The sequence below is a fragment of the Vibrio lentus genome, assembly GCF_030409755.1.
Taxonomy (GTDB): domain Bacteria; phylum Pseudomonadota; class Gammaproteobacteria; order Enterobacterales; family Vibrionaceae; genus Vibrio; species Vibrio lentus.
This window is the reverse complement of the sequence record NZ_JAUFQE010000002.1, coordinates 762,699-785,446: the sequence shown is the minus strand read 5'-3', so window position 1 is coordinate 785,446 and position 22,748 is coordinate 762,699. Positions and strand designations below refer to the sequence as shown.

Here is a 22,748-nt window from a genome sequence, read left to right as displayed (position 1 = left end):
CTGTTGGGATAGTTTGTATGCTTTCGCTTGTTCTTTTACTAATAGTGGTGAGTATGCAATACCCATTCTTAATGCTAGATGAATAAAAGCCCCTGACTACATTCATAATCAGGGGCTTTAGAATTTTTCTGCGATATCCGACTCTTAATCGTCTTCAATCAACTTGTAGATAACAAACAGTGCAATCTCTGCGATTAGCCAAAGTGCACAAGTAATCGTCACGTATTTATTATCAAAGATACTGATCCCTTTCAAGATCAGGTCGTAACCAACAAAAGCACCAATCACCACTGCCAAGATAATCTGTAGGATCTGAATAAAACGAGGCATTCCTCTCTCCTATGTTCTTATATCAAACTATGTGTTCATCACTATATCATTGATAATAAGACAAAAGTGCAAATAATGCTGCACTTTTGTCTTCAACTTTCTGTCAAGAATTGCAATTCAAACGCTAAAGCTAGCGCCTGTTACGACTTTTGACTTCGGTAAATTATGCTTTTTCAGCTTCAGCAATTTTCACTTTCCACGTGTCAGGGCCGATCTGGTGCGCGTTCACGCCGTTAGAGTCAACCGCAACCGTTACCGGCATGTCTTCAACTTCAAACTCGTAGATCGCTTCCATACCGAGATCTTCAAACGCAACCACACGTGCTTTTTTAATTGCTTTAGCTACTAAATAAGCTGCACCACCAACCGCCATCAGGTAAACCGATTTATGTTGTTTGATTGACTCAACCGTTGCAGGGCCGCGCTCTGCTTTACCAATCATGCCCATAATGCCGGTTTCTTCTAGCATCATGTCGGTGAACTTATCCATACGAGTAGACGTTGTTGGGCCAGCAGGACCTACCGCTTCATCGCCTACTGCATCAACAGGGCCTACGTAGTAAATGAACTTACCTTTCAAGTCGACGCCTTCTGGTAAACCTTCACCACTTTCAAGCATGCCTTGAATACGCTTATGCGCTGCATCACGACCGGTTAAGATCTTGCCTGATAGAAGAACCGTTTCGCCGGTCTTCCACTCTTGAACGTCTTCTTTAGTAATTTCATCAAGGTTAACACGGCGTGTATTCGCGCCTGCTTCCCAAGTAATATCTGGCCACTCTTCTAACTTAGGTGGTGTTAGCTCTGCAGGGCCGCTACCGTCTAATGTGAAATGTACGTGACGTGTTGCTGCACAGTTCGGGATCAAGCAAACAGGCTTAGAGGCTGCATGCGTTGGTGCTGTTTTGATTTTCACGTCAACCACAGTCGTTAGACCGCCAAGACCTTGTGCACCAATACCCAGTTTGTTTACACGGTTGAAGATATCTAAACGAAGCTCTTCTTCAGCGTTCTCTGGACCTTTGTCGATAAGCTCCTGAATATCGATGTGTTCCATCAGAGATTCTTTTGCTAGTACTGCTGCTTTCTCTGCCGTACCGCCAATACCTATGCCTAGCATGCCCGGTGGACACCAGCCCGCACCCATTGTTGGTAGCGTCTTCTCTACCCATTCTGCAATATCATCAGAAGGGTTCAGCATCACCATCTTGGTTTTGTTCTCAGAACCGCCGCCTTTTGCTGCGATTTGAATTTCAACTTTGTTGCCAGGAACCATATTAATGTGAACAACCGCTGGTGTGTTGTCTTTGGTATTAATACGCTTACCTGCAGGGTCCATTAGGACAGATGCACGCAATGGGTTATCTGGGTTGTTGTAAGCTTGACGAACGCCTTCATCAACCATCTGTTGTACTGTCTGATCCGTTTCCCACCTAACATCCATACCGATGTTCACGAAACAAGTAACAATACCCGTATCCTGACAAATTGGACGATGGCCTTCCGCAGACATACGCGAGTTGATAAGAATCTGAGCGATAGCATCTTTTGCTGCTTGGCTCTCTTCTTTCTCGTACGCTTTTTCTAGGGCTTGGACAAAGTCTAAAGGGTGATAATAAGAAATGTACTGAAGTGCGTCAGCGACACTGCTGATCACATCTTGCTTACGAATAACCGTCATTGCATGCCTCTTTATTGTTCTGGTTCCATGTGGGGTCTTGGTTAGACTGTTTTTGTCTAACCGGATTAGTTGGCTTAGCTTTTTATTATGTTGAGCTGTATTTAGTTGCTTTAGCAATCGCTTGCATAGCTTTAAACTAGACCATGTGGTTTGCACCGTTCTAATCAAGAACCCATTTTATTTTCAATTTATGATACTCTTGCTTCCTCTCACACGCCATGCAGTGATCGAACTCTTTGTCACAAATTAAACAAATGAATAACAACGAATTTCGCTCTATCCAAATCAAGCCGCTTGAATATCAATCAACTTTAGCTAAACAGCTGTTTTCTCATATTGAAAGCGTGCCGTGGGCAATGCTATTACGCTCTGCCTCAGAAAGCCACGTCGATAGTCGATACGACATTTTAGTTGCTCAACCCATCGCCACCTTCGAGACAATCGGTGCAAAAACGACCGTCAATGTTAATGAGAAGTGCGAGGTTTCAGAGTCAGACCCTTTCGAACTACTCGACCAACATCAGCAGCAATTGCTACCCGCAACCAGTGAGCATCCAGAACTGCCTTTCATAGGTGGCGCTTTAGGCTATTTTAGCTACGATTTGGGACGACGAGTGGAAGCTCTGCCCTCTCTTGCTAAGCGCGATATTTCTGCGCCAGACATGGCGGTTGGACTGTATGAATGGGCTGTGATTGTTGATCATAAGCTTAAAGCTGCGTTCCTTGTTGGGCAAAACATTGATACCCATTGGGATTGGTTAACTCAACAACAATCGCCAAGCCAACAAGCAGAACGAGCAGAACGAGCAGGACAAGCTCATCAGAAGTTTGGATTAACCACCCCATGGCAATCCAATATGACTGAGCAGAGTTATGCCAATAAGTTCGATAGCGTTCAAGAGTACTTGTTGTCGGGTGACTGTTATCAGATAAACCTTGCTCAACGTTTTCGTGCCGATTACCAAGGCAGCGAATGGCTCGCTTATGAAAAGTTAGAGCAATACAACTCAGCGCCGTTTTCTGGTTTTATTCGTCTAAAGCACTCTGCAATCTTAAGTGTCTCTCCGGAACGATTCTTAGAACTCAATAGTGGCACCATTGAAACAAAACCAATCAAAGGCACACGTCCTCGTTCTGAAGAACCTAAGATTGACGACGCTAATGCTCAAGACTTAGCGGCAGCAGAAAAAGATCAGGCAGAAAACCTGATGATCGTCGACCTACTACGCAATGACATCGGTAGAGTCGCAAAACCAGGCTCGGTTCACGTCCCTAAGTTGTTTGAGATTGAAAGCTTCCCTGCCGTACACCACTTGGTCAGTACAATTAGAGCAGAGTTGGATGTTCAGTACTCAGCGACTGACTTATTGAGAGCCTGCTTCCCTGGCGGTTCGATTACGGGCGCTCCGAAAGTTCGTGCAATGCAGATCATTGAAGAGTTAGAACCCCATCGACGTTCAGCCTACTGTGGCAGTATTGGCTATATCAGCCGTAATGGCAGAATGGACACCAGTATTACGATTCGTACCTTGGTAGCGGAAAATAATGCCCTTTATGCGTGGGCTGGCGGTGGCGTGGTCTTTGATAGTGATTGTGCCTCTGAATATCAAGAAACACTGGATAAACTGAGCCGTATCTTGCCTGTACTTGAAGAGTGCTAATTTAAATCGATAACTACCTCAGCATAAATTAGCGGCGTGTTAGCCAATCTAAGTCATTAAATAAAACAAACCCTAAGCCATCCAAGATCGCTTAGGGTTTTCAGTTTTTAGAAAAGACAAAATACGGATGCGTTAGCGTTAAGCAACAGTTACTGGCGCAATACCCCACTTCTTAAGCATATCTTTAAGATCATTCGAGGTATAGGGTTTGCTGAGAATGTCATCCATTCCAGACTTGATGCAACGTTCACGCTCTTCAAGTGTCGTGCCGGCGGTGAGTGCCACAATAGACTTAGTGTAGCCTTTATCTCTGAGCCTTTGTGTCGCTTCAAAACCATCCATAACTGGCATCCTGCAATCCATAAACACGATGTCATATTCATTGTCAGAGGCCAGTTCAAGTCCTTCGACTCCATTACCGGCGATAGTCGGCTCTATCTCATATTTACGTAGCATCTGTTGGATGATGATTTGGTTCATCTTAATATCATCCACCACTAGAACTTTAAGTAAAGACAGTTCGACCTCTGATTCGAAGCTTTTAGCCACACAATCGCTCTCTACTGGGACGTCGATAACTTGAAGCGGAACTGAGATAGTAAACGTAGTACCAGAACCAAAGACACTGGTAACGCCAATATCACCATTCATCAACACCACCAACTTACGACAAATCGCTAAACCAAGCCCCGTGCCTTCGTAGTTTCTGCTACTTGAATTGTCAGCCTGGGTAAAAGGTTCAAACAGTGTTTTATGGGCGGATTCGGCTATACCGACACCGGTATCTTCCACAGAGAAAACGAACTGGTTGTTTTCCCACTTAATATCGACTTTGACATGCCCGTGTTCTGTAAATTTGATTGCATTGCCAATTAAGTTTACGAACAGTTGAGTGATACGTTCTAAATCACCGTTGAAATGAGTCGGTACGTCTGGCGCAATAGTGATCTGGAATTTAAGCTGCTTCTCAATCGCTCGGTTGATGAAGATACTTTCAATCGTATTTCTCAAATCGTGTAGCGCGAATTTCTTAGGAATAAGCTCCAGCATCCCTGCATTAATTTTACTGTAATCCAGTAGATCATTAATGATGGTCCTTAGAAATTCACCAGATTGACTTAGGTTGTTCACTATCTCGCGCTGAGAACAGTTCAGCTCGGTATCACTGATCAACTCAGCACTGCCTAGCAAGCCGTTAAGCGGAGTTCTTAGTTCATGGTTGATCATCGCAACGAAATCGCGTGTCGCCCTTTCGGATTCTTCCGCTCGTTGTCGCGACTCAATATTTCGATTAATCGCTAATTGATGACTGAGCGCGCTGCAAATCAGATCCGTGACTAGCAAGAGCTGACTCTCGATAAACTCATAGTCTTGATCGAGCAACCTAACCTTAACGATCAACGCACCAACGATCACCTTCTCCACTTCAAGAGGCACCGTCAACAAGTCACCTTGCCATTGAGGCTCCTGAATATTTTGGTCAAGTTCACCGACAGTTTCGTCGCCATAATCGTATGTAAGAAGTTGGGGAATGAGCTTTGGAGGCAGTATCAGGCGACTGGATTCAATCAAATAGCTGTTGGTTACGTTAGTCGTTAGTTCAGACAACATAATATCGTCAAGGTCATTTCTGAGAAACGCGCGCCCAAAATCGATCAACAAGTTGTCGATTTGTTCTTGAAACTCAATGCGACGAATATTCGCGTTCGAACGTTTTTCTAACTGACGAAGTGCTAGTTCAAGCTGTTGGTTAGCCTCAAACAGTTCAAGGCTCTTTTGTTCCAACAATGCTTCAGCCGCTTTTCGTGCCGCTATTTGACGTTTAAGCTTCTTTTCTAGGGCTGATGCCAGATCCATATTACTTTTCGACTTTTAAATTAAACCTAACCACGCTTTGGTCATCATTCTGAGGTGTCATTTCTACCACGATGGTTTCGCCATGATAGTCAGCACACCCCTCGATTAACCCCAAGCAGACATGCGACATGCATCTTGCGCTCTTGTAATCAAAGATGAGTTGCGCTTCAGTCGTAGTGATGAAACTAAATTCTGGTGGCTCTGCGTCGGGATAGAGCTTCTTCACTTCTACATGAATATAGCGCTCTACGTGTTGGATAAATTGAAAAGTGGTATTGCTATGTGCAAGGCTGGCTTTATTTGGTAAAGAGGCTAACAAGTTCTTAAATACCGACTGCCCAAATACGCGTTGTAAACTCCCAGCATCGATATCGGTTTTCTTACTTAGGTTAATAATGAGCTTCACGAGATCTTTATGGTCGTAACTTCCAACCGATGTATAGATCCCTTCGTCTTCAGACATTTCTAAAACTTCTTCCAAAAGTTCCAAACCAAACTTATCTTCAACAAGCTCTAAAAATTCAGTGAATATGATTCCTTTCATCTCATACCTTTTCTTCTATTTCTTTTTAGAATGAGCCACTAAGTGAGTGTTATCAAATTCTTAAAGACAAAAACTACGTTTCACCACTCAATTTTATGACATGGGTAACGCTTACTGGCTCATATACCCATATTGAATATAGCAAAAACCTGACAATTTAAGATAAAGCACATAGAGCTTCTCTATTGATTGGCGATGCTATCTATCGGTACCTGAAAAAGGGTGAAGCAAACAGATCAGGTACAAAGGCCTACGCCAAATGAGCTGAGCCGCGAAATTGGCTTTCAACTCGCTGTTGTGCCTATACTTAAAAGTATAATAATCAATATATTGGCATGACATGAATAAAGACAACTTCCTTCAACAGTTCCAACTTAACCCAACGGTTGGTTACCACCCTGAATCTGTAGAGCGTGTTTCTCATATTAGTGGGGAGCAACTACGTAAGGCTGCAGTTGTGGTTGGTTTAGTTGAACGAGAAGACGGTTTACATGTCATTTTTACTAAAAGAGCAGCACATCTTAAGCATCACCCCGGCCAAATCAGCTTCCCGGGGGGGAAACATGAGCAATCTGACCCTTCTATGCAATTTACTGCACTAAGAGAACTACACGAGGAAGTAGGAATTCGATCGGATCAAGTTAAAATTGTTGGGCAATTACCAGCATTGAGTACCATTAGTAAATTTTCTGTGACACCTATTGTTGCAATGGTCGATCCTGATTACAAAGCGGTTATTGATCAGAACGAAGTTGCCTCTATTTTTGAGGTTCCTGCCACCTATGTTTTGGACCAAGCCAAGCTTCATAGCCACACCGTCAACTTTAAGAAAATCAAACACCGTGTTTTTGCCATGCCCTTCGAAGAGCACCTTATATGGGGCGTCACAGCTCAAATCATCCAATCTTTGCAGCAGCATGTAGTGCAACGAATTACATAGCAACTACGTTTTGTTTAATCTCTGTTAACAAAAATCAGCCTTTCTATGGAACAGATTTATTAATGCAATTTTACGCAAACGTTTTCCTGGTATAAATCTGAACAACCCCGCCTTTCGCATAATAAAAACTAATAGCTAGCATGAACATAAATCACCTGTAGCACGCCAATTTCGTGATCAAAAATCCGTTTTTCGCATATCATGTGACACGCCGTTTCATTACATGATTTAGATCTATTTTTTGCAGAAGAAAATTCTGCAGAATTAGCCCCAACTTATTTCCTGTTCCCAAAAAATGAGTAATTTAACATGAACACAACAACTTCTTCGGCAAATGCCGTTAAAGATTCAAGCAAGTTTAACTATAAAGATTTTACCTGGTGTTTATCACTATTCGGTACAGCAGTTGGTGCTGGCGTACTATTTCTTCCAATCAAAGCTGGTGCGGGTGGTTTTTGGCCATTAGTTATCTTAGCTCTAATCGCGGCGCCAATGACTTGGTTCGCACACAAATCTCTAGCTCGTTTCGTACTGTCTTCTAAGAACCCTGAAGCAGACATTACAGATACAGTTGAAGAACACTTCGGTAAGACCGGCGCAAACCTTATTACTTTTGCTTACTTTTTCGCTATCTACCCAATCGTTCTTATCTACGGCGTTGGTATCACCAACACGGTTGATTCTTTCCTAGTAAACCAAATGGGCATGGAATCTATTCCTCGTCCTCTTCTTTCTGGTGCACTTATCCTTGCTATGACAGCAGGTGTTGTATTCGGTAAAGAGCTGATGCTTAAAGCAACTTCAGCGATGGTTTACCCACTAGTATTCATCCTACTAGCATTATCTTTCTACCTAGTTCCTGATTGGAACACTTCAATGATGGAAACAAGCCCAGAATGGTCAGCAATGCCTTCTATTATCTGGCTTGCGATTCCAATCATCGTGTTCTCTTTCAACCACAGCCCAATCATTTCACAGTTCTCTAAAGAGCAACGTCGTGTATACGGTGATGACGCAGTTAAGAAAACTGACGCGATCACTGGCGGCGCAGCAATGATGCTGATGGGTTTTGTAATGTTCTTCGTATTCTCTGTAGTACTTTCTCTATCTCCAGAGCAACTAGCAACAGCGCAAGCACAAAACATCTCTGTACTTTCTTACCTAGCTAACGTTCACGAGTCTCCACTTATCTCTTACATGGGTCCTCTAGTAGCGTTCGCAGCAATCACTTCTAGCTACTTCGGTCACTTCCTAGGTGCTCATGAGGGTCTTGTTGGTCTAATCAAGTCTCGCTCTGGTTCTTCAATCAGCACGATTGAGAAAGCATCTCTAGCGTTCATCGTTGTTACAACTTGGATTGTTGCGGTAGTTAACCCAAGCATCCTAGGTATGATTGAAACAATGGGCGCTCCAATGATTGCAGCTATCCTGTTCCTAATGCCTGTATTCGCGATGCAGAAAGTACCAGCAATGGCTAAGTACAAAACATCAGCACCTGTGCAAATCTTTACAGCTTTATGTGGTCTAGCGGCTATTAGTTCTGTAATCTACGGCGCTCTTTAATCTAAAGCACTTTTTATAAGATGAGCTTCATCTTATATCGCGAGATTAAACACAAAATATAATGATAATAAATGAGCCTCCCTACTCCCCTTGGGAGGCTCTCTTTTTGAGGTAATCGCTATGATTAGTGTATTTGATATCTATAAAATCGGTGTTGGTCCATCGAGCTCACACACAGTTGGACCAATGAAAGCGGGTAAAGAATTTATTGATGACCTACGTTCAATGGGAAAATTGCGCGACATCACTAAAATCACCGTGGACGTATATGGATCACTATCACTGACAGGGAAAGGTCACCACACAGATATCGCTATCATCATGGGTCTTGCTGGCAATACTCCTGAGAAAGTAGATATCGACTCTATCGCGGGCTTTATTGCTCGAGTAGAAGAAACTGAACGTCTACCTGTTGGTATGCACTGTCATACTGTTTCGTTCCCTAAAGATGGCGGAATGAACTTCCATACTTCAAACCTTTCATTACATGAAAATGGCATGAGCATTCATGCTTGGGTTGATGACGAAGTAGCATACTCAAAAACATACTACTCAATTGGTGGTGGTTTCATCGTTGACGAAGAGAGCTTCGGCAAAGAAGAAGAAAACCCAATTAAAGCACCTTACGAATTCACAACAGCTGAAGAGCTGGTTAATCAGTGTAAAGAAAGCGGTCTTTCTATCAGTACACTGGTTATGAAAAACCAAGCAGCGTTCCACTCAGACGAAGAGTCTCGTACTTACTTCGCTAACATCTGGAGAACGATGCGTGAGTGTATGGATCGCGGTATGAATACTGAAGGTATCCTGCCTGGTCCACTGCGTGTACCTCGTCGTGCAGCGGCACTTCGCCAACAGCTGATCACTTCAGAAAAAACAACTAACGATCCAATGACGGTTGTTGACTGGGTGAACATGTTTGCTTTCGCAGTAAACGAAGAAAACGCAGCGGGCGGTCGTGTAGTAACGGCACCAACAAACGGCGCGTGTGGCATCATCCCTGCTGTATTGGCGTACTACGATAAGTTCATCCAAACGGTTACAGAGAAAGACTACATCCGTTACTTCGCAGCTTCTGGTGCGATCGGTGGTCTGTACAAGCGTAACGCTTCTATCTCTGGCGCTGAAGTTGGCTGTCAGGGTGAAGTTGGTGTGGCATGTTCTATGGCTGCTGCTGGTCTTGCTGAGCTTATGGGTGGTAGCCCTGAGCAAGTATGTATGGCTGCAGAAATCGGTATGGAACATAACCTAGGTCTAACGTGTGACCCAGTTGCTGGCCAAGTACAAGTTCCATGTATCGAGCGTAATGGTATTGCTGCAGTTAAAGCAATCAACTCAACTCGTATGGCACTTCGTCGCTCTTCTGCTCCTACTGTTTCTCTAGATAAAGTTATCGAAACTATGCTAGAAACCGGTAAAGACATGAACGCTAAATACCGTGAGACTTCTCAAGGTGGTTTGGCTGTTAAGGTTGTTTGCTAGTCTGTATTAGTTAACAAGCCAACACTTAACTCAGTCTGCTTGATAACGAGCAGATAATAAAAAGGAACGCCAATGCGTTCCTTTTTTAGTATCTGAAACTTGGTGACTGATTTATTCAACCGCCCAAATTGTTTTGCTAAATCACTTGTGAGATAAGCAAGAAGCAACCAAACAACAATGAGAACAACATCATTGGTCGGCCACCTTCAGCGCTGTATCTGTCTTCCGCTACTTTCATAAAGCGTTGCTTATGAACCATAACCAGAGGAACAAAAACAGCCAAGAACACTAAGATGATGCCTGCATAGTTCAACACTTGTAGGAACTTATCTGCAGCAAGCAGTGAACCCGCCAGCGGCAAGATGAAACTAATGCAGTAAGTGACCGCTGTGTTTTGGTTAAACATGTCTCTGTTCTGGTTGAACAAAGACATCGCTACACCAAAGAAAGAGGTCAACAACGCCAAGCCAGTGAAGGTAGACAGAACGTTGCCCACCCAAGGAGACTGAGCCTCAAACGCCGCCATCAAATCTGATACGTTCTTGAAGCTTCTAAATTGCTCTTCACTCAAGTTACCGACCACAGCAAACAACCAACACAAGTAGCACACTAATGGAATCAGAGAACCGACGATCACCATGTTACGCAGCTGTTTGTCTGTCGCTTCGTGGTTGTAAGAAACCAAGGTTGGAATCACAACCATAAAGCCAAAGCTTGTGAACAGGATTGCACTGGTTTTGATTAGATCGACGTGGTCATGACTAGTTACCTGCATCAAGTTTTCTTGCGTCATGCTCGGCGCTAAAAACACCATAGTTGCAAACAAGCTTGCTAGCATCACAAAGAACAATGCGCGGTTAAGCTTATCAATCACTCCTGTGCCACTCGCGACAACAGCACCAGCAAGTAAAGTAAACGTGATTTGGCTCGTCGTTGCGCTAATGTCTACACCGAAGTTAGACAGTAACTTACTCACCAAATCACCCGCGCCCAGAATGTAGGCCATCAATAGGCAAATCAATAACGCGTAAAGTAGGCCGTTGGTAATCAACTGCCCTTGTTTGCCCAGAGTTTTTCGAGCAATAGAGTTCAACCCTAGACCGCCACCGGCTTTGATGGTCGCTTCTAGAAGTAATAATGCTGCGTAAGTGGTGCCGAAACAGATCAGAACCATCAGCAGTGTGCCGTAAAGCAATCCAAATTGAGCTAATACCATTGGGATCGCAAGCATACCAGCACCGAGAGCGGTACCAGCGATAATTAGGGAGCTACCCATCATTTTAATATTCATTGTTTTTAACTTATTTGTTTAGTTTTTATAGGTGTGAGTCTTCGTACATCAAGCGGATGACAAAGGAGTTCAGATAGAAATAAAGTTATAAAACGAATAACAATAGGAGCGATAAGCAGTAAAGAAGCGTGCAGAGACGTTGTCGAACAGGGTGTTCAAAGGGGATCTTGTCTTAAAGGAGGTAAAACGAGAAGCGTGAGTGAGCGTTAACTGATGTGGTGAACCTTCTGTAGGTTCAATAATCGGCGATGTAATCTTGAATTTCATGTATGTGTCCAATAATTGAGTCACATTCCATAGTATTTGAAGCAGCGTATCCGTTGCTGCCCTACCTCTAACATTAAAGGTCTTTTCATCTTATCGAATGAGCCTCGAAACACAACGCTGTAACCACAATTTCTGCTATTAAATTGAACAAAGCAGCCGTTTGAGCAGAAATTAACCACCAAACCGCGTAAAACAATAATCATTTATAATAAAAACCAAAGAGAGACCCAATGGCCTCTCTTTTTATCCAAACGAAAACATTACATTTAAGGCGCTGGGCTATATAAACGAGGTGGACTGTTGTTTGGTAAGTGAATCAGATTTAAGCGATTACGTCTTGCCCATTCGACCGTCAATGAGGTCGGAGCCGACAAACAAACCAAGGTTGCGATTTCGGCACGCACGGCTTTATGGATAAGCTCTAAACTGCAACGACTCGTCATAATCACGAACCCTGACTTTGGGTTGATCTCGTTCACAGCCATCGCCCCTATTAATTTATCCAGTGCGTTATGGCGGCCGATGTCTTCACGACAAAGTGAAATTTCACCTTTCGAATTCGCAAACAAAGCGGCATGTAAAGCACCGGATATTTTGGCTGCTTTTTGATGTTCGGCAATTCGCCCTCTCAACCCCTCAAAAACCAGTGGACTGGGTGGTAACGACGATGGCAATGGAACCAAATCCGGAAGTGCTTGTTCAAGCGCTTCAACACCACACAAACCACAACCTGTGGTTCCAGCCAAGTTACGCCGCTGAGTTTTCATGTCCCAAAAAGCGCGATTGCTAATTTCTACTTGTGCGAAATGAGATTCACCATTGCCACCAATCTCGATATCACGAATTTCACTGAACCTTTTTATGATGCCGGTGCTTAAACTAAAACCGCGCACAAAGTCTTCCATGTGGCCTGGCGTCACCATCATAACCGCCTGACTGATCCCGTTATAACTGATCGCCAATGCAGATTCGTTTGCCAGAGGTGCATCCACCACCATGCTATAGCCGGTAAGCTCTCGATAACTCATGGCATTGGGTTGTGGAGGCGCTTGATTAAAATCAGGCAGTTCAATATAGGATTGAGTTATACATCTCATAAAATCACCCGGAAAGACGGTCAGCTTGACGATATCGACTCAGACTGAAAACGTTACTGATTAAATAAATATCACTGGTTAAACAAACATCACTGATTAAACAAGTGTTTTGCTTCAGCAAAGCACTGATCAGTGAGTGCCGAATAAGGTTCTTGTTTACGCTTAAGTAGACCGAGAGGCGAATGCACCACAGCTTTTTCTATCGGTACGATACGCAGTTGTTCGTTGAGCTCTTCCAATCCTGAGTTAAGCGGCATAACAGCACAGCACAAGCCACTGGTGACAGCTTGGATAAGATGAAACGTAGAGTTACTTTCAATCAAAGTCTGCGGAACTAGGCCTTTACTACCGAAACTCAAATCAATCGAATGACGATAATGCATGCCTTTAGACAAAAGCCCTAAAGGAATGCTATTGAGTGATTCCCATAAGACTTCCGACTCAGCAAAATCAAAGAATCGGCTATCATACAGAATGCCTAAATCCGTCGAGTTCATTTCTATAACGTCAAAATAAGCCGTATTGATCTGGTCGGTGTAACACATACCTAAATCAAGTTGGTTACGATTGAGCTGGTCTATGATCTGCTCAGATGTCATCGACAAGATTTGAAAACGAAGTTCAGGGAATTTTTCTGCTAAAGGCTTAATCAACTGCATTGGGTTTTGGCTGGCTAAAGGCACCATGCCAACTCTTAGCGAGCCGACCAGTTGACCACGGCAGTTAGCCGCTTCAGCTTGTAAACCGTCATGAGCTGCTAAGACCGTCTTTGCCCAAGCCAATATACGTTCGCCCGCTTCGGTAAACCCTTCAAAACGTTGACTTCTTGAAATCAATTCGAGGTCTAACTCTTCTTCTAAACGCCTTATCCTCATCGACAACGTAGGCTGAGTAATATGGCAAAGTGTCGCAGCCTGACCAAAGTGTTTCGTTTGATCTAAAGCGATTAAATACTTAAGTTGTTTTATATCCATGAATGATTAGTAAAACCTTGAAATGAAGCGTCGTCTTCGCGTTCGTCGTACATTCACTGTTCTCTGTGATTGAAAAGAGCTATCACGGGAAATGACTCAATCTGTAAAGCAACAGCCAAAATAAAACGGTATTTTTTGATTTAAATCAAAGTATGCCTAATTTAAATACAGGTCAAATCTAAATTATCTATAGCGTGATAGACAGCAATTATCATGAAAGGCTCAGCTATACCAAGGCTGCTCGACGAATCTCTCATAAAATAGAACTCACATCGCACTGGCTAATAAATTCTATTTATCACTGTAACAAGTCTATTTATCACTGTGACAAAAGCGATACTTTCCATATTTACTCGCCATGATAGATTCTATTTATCACTTAGTCGGCAATATCAATTGGACTCATCGCCCCTTAACGGCATAACCTTTGATTTAGATCATGGCAAACAATCAGCCAGTCTATTTCTGAATTTTCAAAGCAGTAAACAGGTATCGACATCAAATAATCAAAACCGTTTTACTCCCGCCTTATTTTTATAACGCGCCTGTTTTTTACCGGTTCCCTTGTTTACTGCCGTTCCCACGTGTGAGGAGTGCAGTTGTGAGCCAAAAAGAACAGATAAAAAAATATAAAGGTCCTGCTGGTGGTTGGGGGGCGTTAAAAGCCGTCACTAAGAGTTGGTGGGGCAGCGAAAACGCCATCAAAAACATTCGAACAATGCTTAAAACGAATCAAAACGGTGGTTTTGATTGCCCGGGATGCGCATGGGGTGAATCTCCACAAGGCAGTAAAGTGAACTTCTGTGAGAACGGTGCAAAAGCCGTGAACTGGGAAGCCACAAATCGATTTATGGATCCTGATTTTTTCGCTGAACACAGCGTAACATCCTTGTCGTCACAAACAGATTACTGGCTGGAATACCAAGGCCGAATAACCCATCCGATGAAGTACGATGCTGCATCCGACCACTATATTCCTATCGCGTGGGACGAAGCATTTTCACTCGTAGCCAAGCATTTGAAGCAACTCGACTCACCGCATCAAGCTGAATTTTACACCTCGGGTCGAGCCAGTAATGAAGCGGCGTTCTTATACCAACTCTTCGTCCGTGCGTTTGGAACAAATAATTTCCCAGACTGTTCAAACATGTGCCACGAAGCCAGTGCAATTGGCATGAAAGATACGGTCGGTGTGGGCAAAGGAACCGTGATTTTTGACGATTTTGAAAAAGCAGACGCGATCTTTGTGCTCGGGCAAAACCCAGGCACTAACCACCCCCGCATGCTTGAACCCTTGCGTGAAGCGGTAAAACGCGGTGCGCAGGTGATCTGTTTCAACCCATTGAAAGAACGTGGACTTGAACGTTTCCAAAATCCTCAAGTTCCGGTTGAAATGTTAAGCAATGGTTCAAAGCCAACCAATACCGCTTATTTAAGACCAGCATTAGGTGGCGATATGGCCGTCTTTCGTGGGATGGCTAAATATTTGCTGCAATGGGAACGTGATGCGCTCGCAACCGAAGGAAAAGCCATATTTGATCGTCAATTCATCAGCGAACACACCACAGGTATTGATGAATACTTAGCAGAAGTTGACGCGACAACATGGGAACATATCGCTGAACAATCGGGGTTAGCTTTAAGCGAAATAGAAATGGTCGCAGACATGTACCGCCGTTCAGAAAAAGTGATCATGTGTTGGGCTATGGGGCTAACACAACATCGTCATTCAGTACAAACCATCAAAGAAGTAGCCAATGTGCAATTGTTGCGCGGCAACGTCGGTAAGCCGGGTGCTGGGTTATCACCTGTTCGGGGACATAGTAATGTCCAAGGCGATCGTACGATGGGTATCGATGAAAAACCCTCAGACCAATTGCTTGATAGCATTGAACGCCGCTTTAACTTCAATGTCCCACGTGATGTAGGCCACAACACCATACAAGCGATTAAAGCGATGGAAGAAAAACGCTCTAAAGTCTTTATTGGTTTAGGTGGTAATTTTGCGCAAGCCACACCCGATACTCCTCGCACGCATCTGGCGATGAAAAATTGTGACCTAACCGTTCATATCTCAACCAAACTCAATCGCTCTCACCTTGTTACCGGTCAAGATGCCCTGATTCTGCCTTGTTTGGGACGTACGGAAATCGATACACAAGCTAATGGGCCACAAGGCATCACCGTTGAAGATACCTTCAGCATGGTTCACATCTCTTACGGACAGCTCGAACCTCGATCAGAGCATTTACGTTCTGAACCAGCCATTGTCGCGGGTATTGCCAATGCCACACTGGGCAGTCATCCAATCGATTGGAATTGGGTCATTCAAGATTATGGGCATATTCGAGATCTCATTGCAGATACGATTCCGGGCTTTACTGACTTCAATCAGAAACTGGAAAATCCGGGTGGGTTTCATTTAGTCAATCCGGCCGCAAATCGTCAATGGAACACCCTCAGCGGCAAAGCGCAATTTGGCTCCAATGAACTGCCAAAACAGCTGATTAACGAAGCCGTGTTGCAGGGTGATAATAAACCCGATCTGATCTTGCAAACCATGCGTTCCCATGACCAATACAACACCACGTTATATGGCTTGAATGACCGTTACCGCGGTGTCTTTGGTATGCGCGAAGTTTTGTTTATCAATGAAGCGGATATATTGAAGCTCGGTTTTAACCCGGGTGACAAGGTCGATATGGTGTCGCTTTGGGAAGATGGTGTGACGAGAAAAGTGAAAGGGTTTACCTTGGTGGCTTATGACGTTCCACAGGGTCAGGCGGCGGCTTACTATCCTGAAACCAACCCTCTGGTTCCTTTAGACAGCTATGGCGAACGAACCTTTACCCCTACCTCGAAATTTATCGCCATCAGATTAGAGAAATCAACCTCTGACGCCATTCCCCTTTCAAACGTCAGCTAATTAGCAATCGGTCACTGAAAGTAAAAGTAAAAATCCACCTGTTTTGGCAGGTGGATTTTAATATTGACGCTGACCAGTATAAAGATAGCCCGCTGAACATGTTTATTTAAATCATCTACTTTCCTGATGCCTTTCATACACTTTAAATTGAAAGATAGACTCCCGTTCAAACCCTAAAGAACATAATCACAAACTCGCTACATCACAGAAACATAACCACAACCGGAGTGTGGTCACACAATTCGTTATACCCCATAGGGAGTAGATGTTCTTCCCGTTAAAGTATGCGCGTCATTATAAATAATAAAAACCGACTACCCTATGCGCTCAACAATCACCGTCAAAATCCTAGTGGCTCTCGCCATCGTGTTCACGTTTCTGCTCGTCATATCGACGTATTTTCAATACTCACAGCAAAAACAACTGGTTAACTCAGTATTGAGTGAACAACTTCATGATAAAGCCAGCAACTATTTCGATAGCCTCAATATGATGATGCTCACTGGCACGATGGCACAAAAAGAAACGTTACGTCAGAAAGCATTAGCTCAAGAAGGGATTGAAAACGTACGAGTACTACGTGCTGATGCAGTCAGTAAGCTCTACGGGCCGGGTAACGAGAATCAGAAACCGGTTGATGATATTGATAAACGGGCACTGGCAGGTGAAACCATTATTGAACCTTTCTCTGCCGAATGGGGTAAAGGCTTGGTTATCGCCCTACCGATGAAGTCGAGTGAAAACTACCGTGGAACCAATTGTGTCGCCTGTCATATGGCTCCTGAAGGTGAAGTACTTGGCGCAATACGTCTTGAATACAACCTAAACCATGTCAATTCATTGATTAACACTCAAACCATGGCGGCCATTGGCATTATGGCGGTGATTTCCTTCGTTGGTTTTGTACTGACGATGGGGTTAATTCGTAAAATTATTGTTCGCCCTCTCCAGCAGACTTCAAACTTCATGACACAAGTCAGCAAAGATAAAAATCTATCCACTCGACTACCTGAAAAAAGTAACGATGAAATAGGTACTTTAGCGAGTTCTATAAACTCTTTTATGGGGACGGTTTCAGACAGCTTAGTCAAAGTACAAGACACCTCGCATAAGCTCAATGCTTCTGCCAATCAGTTAACCAACGTTGCCCAAATCACAGAACAAGCCGCCGGTGATCAACAAAGCGAAACCGCTGAAGTTCAACACAATGTGGAAGGGATACAAGCGCAACAAGTTAACGTAGAGCAAGCTACGTCAACAGCATCCGAGTTGATCAATCACACCGCCGATGTCGCGTGTAAAAGTGCCAATCAAGCACACGGTGCAAGCAGCGAAATTAAAAACTTGGTCACCAGTATTGAAGAGGTGAAACACAAAATACTCACGCTCAATGAACAAACGGGCGAAGTATCTTCTATATTGAGTGTTATTCGTGGCATTGCTGAACAAACCAATTTATTGGCACTCAATGCTGCGATCGAAGCGGCACGAGCGGGAGAGCAAGGTCGAGGTTTTGCTGTCGTTGCCGATGAAGTTCGCAACCTCGCCTCACGAACGGCTGAAGCTACGGGTAACATTGAATCGATCATTCACCAATTCCAACAAGGCAGTGAGGAGTCTCTGACTTCTGCTGACCGTGTTTGTGCGCAAGCTCATCAAAGCTCAACAGATATTGATGTTCTGTCTCACGATATGAACGGAGTGGTCGAAGAGATGAAACAAGTGCTCGCTCATGCTCAAAATATTCAACAGCAAACACAATCCACAACACTCGCGACCAAAGATGTTCAACACAAAGTCGAAACCATTACTTCTCATGCCAATGATACCTCGCAGTCAGCAGGAGAAACACGCGGGATCAGTAACGATTTAGAAGAGCTGTCTGATCATCTCGAGTCACTGATTAATCAATTCACGCTCGCCAACACTGGAAACCGTAAAAATTAGTATTCAATTGAGACCAAAGAGACAACTTTTGGTGTGACAAAGTAGAAAATAGAGCAAAAAATCAGCCCTTATTGGCTTTTATCCTCGATAGACAAAATATTTCTTTCGCCGAGCAAGAATAAAGGTTGAAGCTGTCTGTATGACAGGTAATATGTTCAATCGATTTAAAAAGTTTATACAACTCAATGTTTCGGCTAATTATTGTTCAAATAATGGTTTATTTGCTGCAATGCTAGAGACTTTGAGTTGAATTTGTCCCTCAATGGAGAATGAAATCAACATGACTTACGCGCCTGTAACAGACGTACTTGGCGGCAAGCTAGCGGTAGACAGTGAAGTAACTGTTCGCGGCTGGATCCGTTCACGTCGTGATTCCAAAGCTGGAATCTCTTTCCTTGCCATTTATGACGGCTCTTGTTTCGACCCGATTCAGGCCGTGGTTCCTAATAATCTTAATAATTACGAAGACGAAGTATTAAAGCTAACTACTGGCTGCTCTGTTGAAGTAACAGGTAAGATTGTTGAGTCTCCTGCGAAAGGTCAAGACTTCGAACTAGCAGCAACTGACGTTAAAGTTGTAGGCTGGGTTGAAGACGCTGACACTTACCCAATGGCTAAGACACGTCACTCTATCGAATACCTTCGTGAAGTTGCTCACCTACGCCCACGTACAAACGTGATCGGCGCAGTAGCACGTGTACGTAACTGTCTATCTCAAGCGATTCACCGTTTCTACCACGAGCAAGGTTTCTTCTGGACTTCAGCTCCGCTTATCACTGCATCTGATGCAGAAGGCGCTGGTGAAATGTTCCGCGTATCTACACTAGACATGGAAAACCTACCTCGCACTGACGAAGGCAAAGTTGACTTCAACGAAGATTTCTTCGGTAAAGAAACTTTCCTTACAGTATCTGGCCAACTTAATGCTGAAGCTTACGCTTGTGCACTAAGCAAGGTTTACACTTTCGGTCCTACGTTCCGTGCTGAAAACTCAAACACAAGCCGCCACCTAGCTGAGTTCTGGATGGTTGAGCCTGAAGTTGCGTTTGCAGACCTTGACGATGTAGCGAAACTGGCTGAAGACATGCTTAAGTACGTTTTCGCTGCTGTTCTTGAAGAGCGCCGCGATGACCTTGAGTTCTTCGCTTCTCGCATCGACAAGCAAGCAATCACTCGTCTAGAGCAATTCGTAGACGCTGATTTCGCACAAGTTGACTACACTGACGCAATCCAAATCCTACTAGACTCTGGTAAGAAATTTGAATTCGACGTTGAGTGGGGCATCGACATGTCTTCTGAGCATGAGCGTTACCTAGCCGAAGAGCACTTCAAAGCACCTGTTATCGTTAAGAACTACCCGAAAGACATCAAAGCTTTCTACATGCGCTTAAACGACGACGGCAAAACAGTTGCAGCAATGGACGTACTTGCACCAGGCATCGGTGAAATCATCGGTGGTGCACAACGTGAAGAGCGTCTAGACATTCTAGACGAGCGCATGATTGCTATGGGTATTGACCCTGAGCACATGAGCTGGTACCGCGACCTACGTAAATACGGCACAGTGCCTCACGCTGGTTTCGGCCTTGGTTTCGAGCGTCTAGTATCTTACGTAACAGGTATGGGCAACGTTCGTGACGTTATCCCGTTCCCACGTACACCACGCTCTGCGAACTTCTAATTCGAACCTTAGTCGAATTTAAAAGTTAAGAACAAATAAAAACCTCCGCTCTTGCGGAGGTTTTTTTATGTTCGGAATAAGATGAGGCGACGGATACTTCTACGAACCACCAGCTAAAACTAATGATTCAAAGGCTAATCGACATCTTGGTCGATAGCGTATTTTATCGCGAGACCGCAGATTGCCATCATAACGAATGGGATTGCGGCAGTGGTGTATTCTGCCCAAGCCATATCAGCGAATGCTTTTGCCAGTAATACGTGGCCGAGGATTAACAGAAGTGCACACACAATAGCAACGATAATCAACTTAACTTCGTTACCCATAGTCATTTTCAACATAACGGTATCTCCAATATTTGGTCTATCGTTATTGAACCACAACTATCTGGTCAATTAGGCGTACAGTTACGCCGGAAACAATCCGTACAGTTGCAATCATTTTCTTTTTTATGAGTGACTTAAGGTTTTATGAACAACTTCGACTTTTACTCTCTCACAGTTAAATGAGATAAGCCGTTAGAGAATCTGTTTTAAGAGTGCATCAGTTGATGCGCGAGTTTGCCAAGTAGGATCAGCGCTTGCTCTTTCTCTGCTGTGAGTTCATAAGAGAAGTTCAATCGAATCGCGTTGTCTACTCTGCCCTGCTCACTAAATAAATCGCCAGATGCAACACTAATACCTTGAGCAATCGCTAATTGATGGAATTGTTGGCTGTCAAAATTCACAGAGAAACGAACCCAAATGAAATAACCACCAGCAGGTTCTTCAATCTCGATTGATTGGGGGAAGTACTGTCTGATAGCACTAATGAACCGCTCTTTTCTGACCAAGAGATTTTTACGCAATTTACGAAGGTGATTATCGTAGCTTTCATGAGTGAGAAAGTGTGCGACCCCAAGCTGAACCGGAGCACTGCTCGATAAGGTAGAAAGAAGCTGAAGCTTTTGAATGGCATCATTAAAACGAGAACTCACCAACCAACCAACACGATAGCCAGGGCATAAGCTCTTAGAGTAAGAGCCGCATAACAACACTGAGTCTGTCTTATCAAAGGCTTTTAGCGGTTTAGGTTTATGCCCTTCGAAATAAAGATCACCGTAAACATCATCTTCGATAATATAAGTTTTGTATTGTTCAGCAATCTCTACCACGCGGCGCTTCGCTTCTTCAGACAAACTTGTTCCAGTCGGGTTCTGAAAAGTCGTCATCAACCAACACGCTTTTACCTGTTGGCTTTTAAGTGCTTCTACAAATTGCTCAATGTTCAAACCATCAATCGGGCAAACATCGACCTCAATAGGGATTAGACCTAGCCTCTCTACCGCCTGTAACGCGCCATAGAATGCAGGAGACTCAATCACAACGTAGTCACCTGGCTTGGTTACAGTTTGAAGGCTCAAGTTAAGTGCTTCCATTGCACCAGACGTAATCACGATGTCTTGATGATTTACCGTAATACCTTGCTGCAAATAGCGCTGTGCGATTTGTCTTCTTAGAGACTCACTACCCGGAGGAAGATTATTGATAACACTGGCACCGGTCATTTTTCGTCCGGCACTCGCAAGATTTCGAGTTAAAGTAGGTAAAGGGAACAAATCTGGGTCTGGAAAGGCAGAGCCAAAAGGAATCACGCCTTCAGCCGAGCTGGATTTTAAGAAATCGAACAAACGATCATTAATGGCTTTCTTTTCGCGAACTGGTGCTAATTGATGCTCAACCCCATCGACTTTAGGCGCAACAAAATACCCCGATTGAGGCTTAGCGATGATCCACCCTTCGCTTTCTAGCAATTGATAAGCTTGTAGAACAGTACTATTACTGACGTTGTAATTGCGACAACTCATACGCACAGAAGGGATCTTCTCCCCGGATCGCCAAGTGTTGTTAGCGATCTGAGTTCGAATATCCTTTGCAAGCTCTTCATAACGCGCCATCTAATTGTACTACCTAGAGAAATTCTAATAAGCCGGAGATTTTATCACTAACGTTAACAACTATTGCTGCTATCCATATGAATGAGCCTAATTTCTATAATAGTGTGAATCAGTTCACAGATAACTTTGTAAGCTTTGCTAAGTTTGTAACCAAGGCGGGAGCCAAGTTCGTTCTACGCCTCTATAATTTGATGTAACCCAAAAAACATGCGAGATAACAATGAAAAAAATAGAAGCAGACCAGTTAAGTTACAAAGGAGAGTCAAACGGTGTTCATAGTTGGACAACACCAAGTGGCCAGCCATATTACTGGCACCCAGACTGGCTACACATTGCTGAAGATGCGACAGGCTCACATCCAAAACAAAAAATCGATGTAGATCAAGACCAAGCACCAACTGAGAAACACGCGGTATCTGCTATCTTGAAGCACCTGAACCAATGGGCAGCAGACAAGCTTGCGTCTCACCCTGACATTGAAACCAGCTCTATTGAAGCTGAAATCAATCTGAAAAAGTAATTTGATTTAAAGTAAGTAGCGACCTCAATTACTCGCGACTTTGCTCAAATA

At 43.8% G+C, this 22,748-nt stretch carries 17 protein-coding genes; 8 read left to right on the top strand and 9 right to left on the bottom strand.

The features are described 5' to 3' along the window. Positions 1-144 precede the first annotated feature (144 nt). Complete coding sequence (locus QWZ07_RS11900) at positions 145-330, bottom strand: hypothetical protein (RefSeq protein ID WP_004734731.1); 186 nt, start codon at positions 328-330, stop codon at positions 145-147. A 163-nt stretch (positions 331-493) separates the two neighbouring features. Next, positions 494-2,011: a fumarate hydratase gene (locus QWZ07_RS11895; protein WP_009847029.1), complete on the bottom strand. Its 1,518-nt coding sequence runs from the start codon at positions 2,009-2,011 to the stop codon at positions 494-496. A 254-nt stretch (positions 2,012-2,265) separates the two neighbouring features. Here QWZ07_RS11895 and pabB point away from each other — a divergent pair, with 254 nt between their 5' ends. Beyond that, a complete protein-coding gene (gene pabB, locus QWZ07_RS11890) occupies positions 2,266-3,672 on the top strand; it encodes an aminodeoxychorismate synthase component I (protein ID WP_192853795.1) in 1,407 nt (468 codons plus the stop codon). 138 nt (positions 3,673-3,810) lie between these two features. Here the strand turns inward: pabB and QWZ07_RS11885 are convergent, their stop codons facing one another. Beyond that, a complete protein-coding gene (locus QWZ07_RS11885; protein ID WP_192853796.1) occupies positions 3,811-5,529 on the bottom strand; it encodes an ATP-binding protein in 1,719 nt (572 codons plus the stop codon). Position 5,530: 1 nt separating this feature from the next. Next, positions 5,531-6,073: a heme NO-binding domain-containing protein gene (locus QWZ07_RS11880; protein ID WP_065103740.1), complete on the bottom strand. Its 543-nt coding sequence runs from the start codon at positions 6,071-6,073 to the stop codon at positions 5,531-5,533. A 340-nt stretch (positions 6,074-6,413) separates the two neighbouring features. Here QWZ07_RS11880 and QWZ07_RS11875 point away from each other — a divergent pair, with 340 nt between their 5' ends. The 3 genes from QWZ07_RS11875 to QWZ07_RS11865 all read left to right on the top strand — a co-directional run bounded on the left by QWZ07_RS11875 (position 6,414) and on the right by QWZ07_RS11865 (position 10,058). Further along, positions 6,414-7,013 (top strand): CoA pyrophosphatase, encoded by a 600-nt coding sequence (locus tag QWZ07_RS11875; protein ID WP_099166754.1) that lies wholly within the window; start codon positions 6,414-6,416, stop codon positions 7,011-7,013. Between the two features lie 309 nt (positions 7,014-7,322). Continuing rightward, positions 7,323-8,576 carry an aromatic amino acid transport family protein gene (locus QWZ07_RS11870; protein WP_017109687.1) on the top strand — a complete coding sequence of 418 codons (1,254 nt, stop codon included), beginning with the start codon at positions 7,323-7,325 and terminating at the stop codon, positions 8,574-8,576. 120 nt (positions 8,577-8,696) lie between these two features. Then, on the top strand, positions 8,697-10,058 hold the full coding sequence (locus tag QWZ07_RS11865) for an L-serine ammonia-lyase (protein ID WP_102307422.1): 1,362 nt from the start codon (positions 8,697-8,699) through the stop codon (positions 10,056-10,058). Positions 10,059-10,194: 136 nt separating this feature from the next. Here the strand turns inward: QWZ07_RS11865 and QWZ07_RS11860 are convergent, their stop codons facing one another. The 3 genes from QWZ07_RS11860 to QWZ07_RS11850 all read right to left on the bottom strand — a co-directional run bounded on the left by QWZ07_RS11860 (position 10,195) and on the right by QWZ07_RS11850 (position 13,687). Further along, positions 10,195-11,337: an amino acid permease gene (locus QWZ07_RS11860; RefSeq protein WP_136993529.1), complete on the bottom strand. Its 1,143-nt coding sequence runs from the start codon at positions 11,335-11,337 to the stop codon at positions 10,195-10,197. A gap of 545 nt (positions 11,338-11,882) precedes the next feature. After that, positions 11,883-12,713 (bottom strand): formate dehydrogenase accessory sulfurtransferase FdhD, encoded by an 831-nt coding sequence (gene fdhD / locus QWZ07_RS11855; protein WP_192853797.1) that lies wholly within the window; start codon positions 12,711-12,713, stop codon positions 11,883-11,885. A gap of 89 nt (positions 12,714-12,802) precedes the next feature. Next, complete coding sequence (locus QWZ07_RS11850; RefSeq protein WP_004734714.1) at positions 12,803-13,687, bottom strand: LysR family global transcriptional regulator AcsS; 885 nt, start codon at positions 13,685-13,687, stop codon at positions 12,803-12,805. Between the two features lie 601 nt (positions 13,688-14,288). Here QWZ07_RS11850 and QWZ07_RS11845 point away from each other — a divergent pair. The 3 genes from QWZ07_RS11845 to asnS all read left to right on the top strand — a co-directional run bounded on the left by QWZ07_RS11845 (position 14,289) and on the right by asnS (position 20,241). Continuing rightward, positions 14,289-16,613, top strand: coding sequence for an FdhF/YdeP family oxidoreductase (locus QWZ07_RS11845; protein ID WP_192853798.1), 2,325 nt, complete (start codon positions 14,289-14,291; stop codon positions 16,611-16,613). A gap of 321 nt (positions 16,614-16,934) precedes the next feature. After that, positions 16,935-18,560, top strand: coding sequence for a methyl-accepting chemotaxis protein (locus tag QWZ07_RS11840; protein WP_192853799.1), 1,626 nt, complete (start codon positions 16,935-16,937; stop codon positions 18,558-18,560). A 280-nt stretch (positions 18,561-18,840) separates the two neighbouring features. After that, complete coding sequence (asnS, locus tag QWZ07_RS11835) at positions 18,841-20,241, top strand: asparagine--tRNA ligase (RefSeq protein ID WP_012604218.1); 1,401 nt, start codon at positions 18,841-18,843, stop codon at positions 20,239-20,241. 134 nt (positions 20,242-20,375) lie between these two features. Here the strand turns inward: asnS and QWZ07_RS11830 are convergent, their stop codons facing one another. Then, a complete protein-coding gene (locus QWZ07_RS11830) occupies positions 20,376-20,582 on the bottom strand; it encodes a hypothetical protein (protein WP_004734707.1) in 207 nt (68 codons plus the stop codon). A 191-nt stretch (positions 20,583-20,773) separates the two neighbouring features. Then, complete coding sequence (locus QWZ07_RS11825; RefSeq protein ID WP_192853800.1) at positions 20,774-22,177, bottom strand: aminotransferase-like domain-containing protein; 1,404 nt, start codon at positions 22,175-22,177, stop codon at positions 20,774-20,776. Between the two features lie 220 nt (positions 22,178-22,397). On the opposite strand from QWZ07_RS11825, the gene QWZ07_RS11820 reads away from it, so the two are divergent. Then, positions 22,398-22,697 (top strand): hypothetical protein, encoded by a 300-nt coding sequence (locus QWZ07_RS11820; protein WP_017111655.1) that lies wholly within the window; start codon positions 22,398-22,400, stop codon positions 22,695-22,697. Positions 22,698-22,748 lie beyond the last annotated feature (51 nt).

Bases quoted from the DNA above. Each gene is read 5' to 3' on its own strand.
- QWZ07_RS11900 (WP_004734731.1), bottom strand. From the start codon at position 330: ATGCCTCGTTTTATTCAGATCCTACAGATTATCTTGGCAGTGGTGATT.
- QWZ07_RS11895 (WP_009847029.1), bottom strand. From the start codon at position 2,011: ATGACGGTTATTCGTAAGCAAGATGTGATCAGCAGTGTCGCTGACGCA.
- pabB (WP_192853795.1), top strand. From the start codon at position 2,266: ATGAATAACAACGAATTTCGCTCTATCCAAATCAAGCCGCTTGAATAT.
- QWZ07_RS11885 (WP_192853796.1), bottom strand. From the start codon at position 5,529: ATGGATCTGGCATCAGCCCTAGAAAAGAAGCTTAAACGTCAAATAGCG.
- QWZ07_RS11880 (WP_065103740.1), bottom strand. From the start codon at position 6,073: ATGAAAGGAATCATATTCACTGAATTTTTAGAGCTTGTTGAAGATAAG.
- QWZ07_RS11875 (WP_099166754.1), top strand. From the start codon at position 6,414: ATGAATAAAGACAACTTCCTTCAACAGTTCCAACTTAACCCAACGGTT.
- QWZ07_RS11870 (WP_017109687.1), top strand. From the start codon at position 7,323: ATGAACACAACAACTTCTTCGGCAAATGCCGTTAAAGATTCAAGCAAG.
- QWZ07_RS11865 (WP_102307422.1), top strand. From the start codon at position 8,697: ATGATTAGTGTATTTGATATCTATAAAATCGGTGTTGGTCCATCGAGC.
- QWZ07_RS11860 (WP_136993529.1), bottom strand. From the start codon at position 11,337: ATGATGGGTAGCTCCCTAATTATCGCTGGTACCGCTCTCGGTGCTGGT.
- fdhD (WP_192853797.1), bottom strand. From the start codon at position 12,713: ATGAGATGTATAACTCAATCCTATATTGAACTGCCTGATTTTAATCAA.
- QWZ07_RS11850 (WP_004734714.1), bottom strand. From the start codon at position 13,687: ATGGATATAAAACAACTTAAGTATTTAATCGCTTTAGATCAAACGAAA.
- QWZ07_RS11840 (WP_192853799.1), top strand. From the start codon at position 16,935: ATGCGCTCAACAATCACCGTCAAAATCCTAGTGGCTCTCGCCATCGTG.
- asnS (WP_012604218.1), top strand. From the start codon at position 18,841: ATGACTTACGCGCCTGTAACAGACGTACTTGGCGGCAAGCTAGCGGTA.
- QWZ07_RS11830 (WP_004734707.1), bottom strand. From the start codon at position 20,582: ATGTTGAAAATGACTATGGGTAACGAAGTTAAGTTGATTATCGTTGCT.
- QWZ07_RS11825 (WP_192853800.1), bottom strand. From the start codon at position 22,177: ATGGCGCGTTATGAAGAGCTTGCAAAGGATATTCGAACTCAGATCGCT.
- QWZ07_RS11820 (WP_017111655.1), top strand. From the start codon at position 22,398: ATGAAAAAAATAGAAGCAGACCAGTTAAGTTACAAAGGAGAGTCAAAC.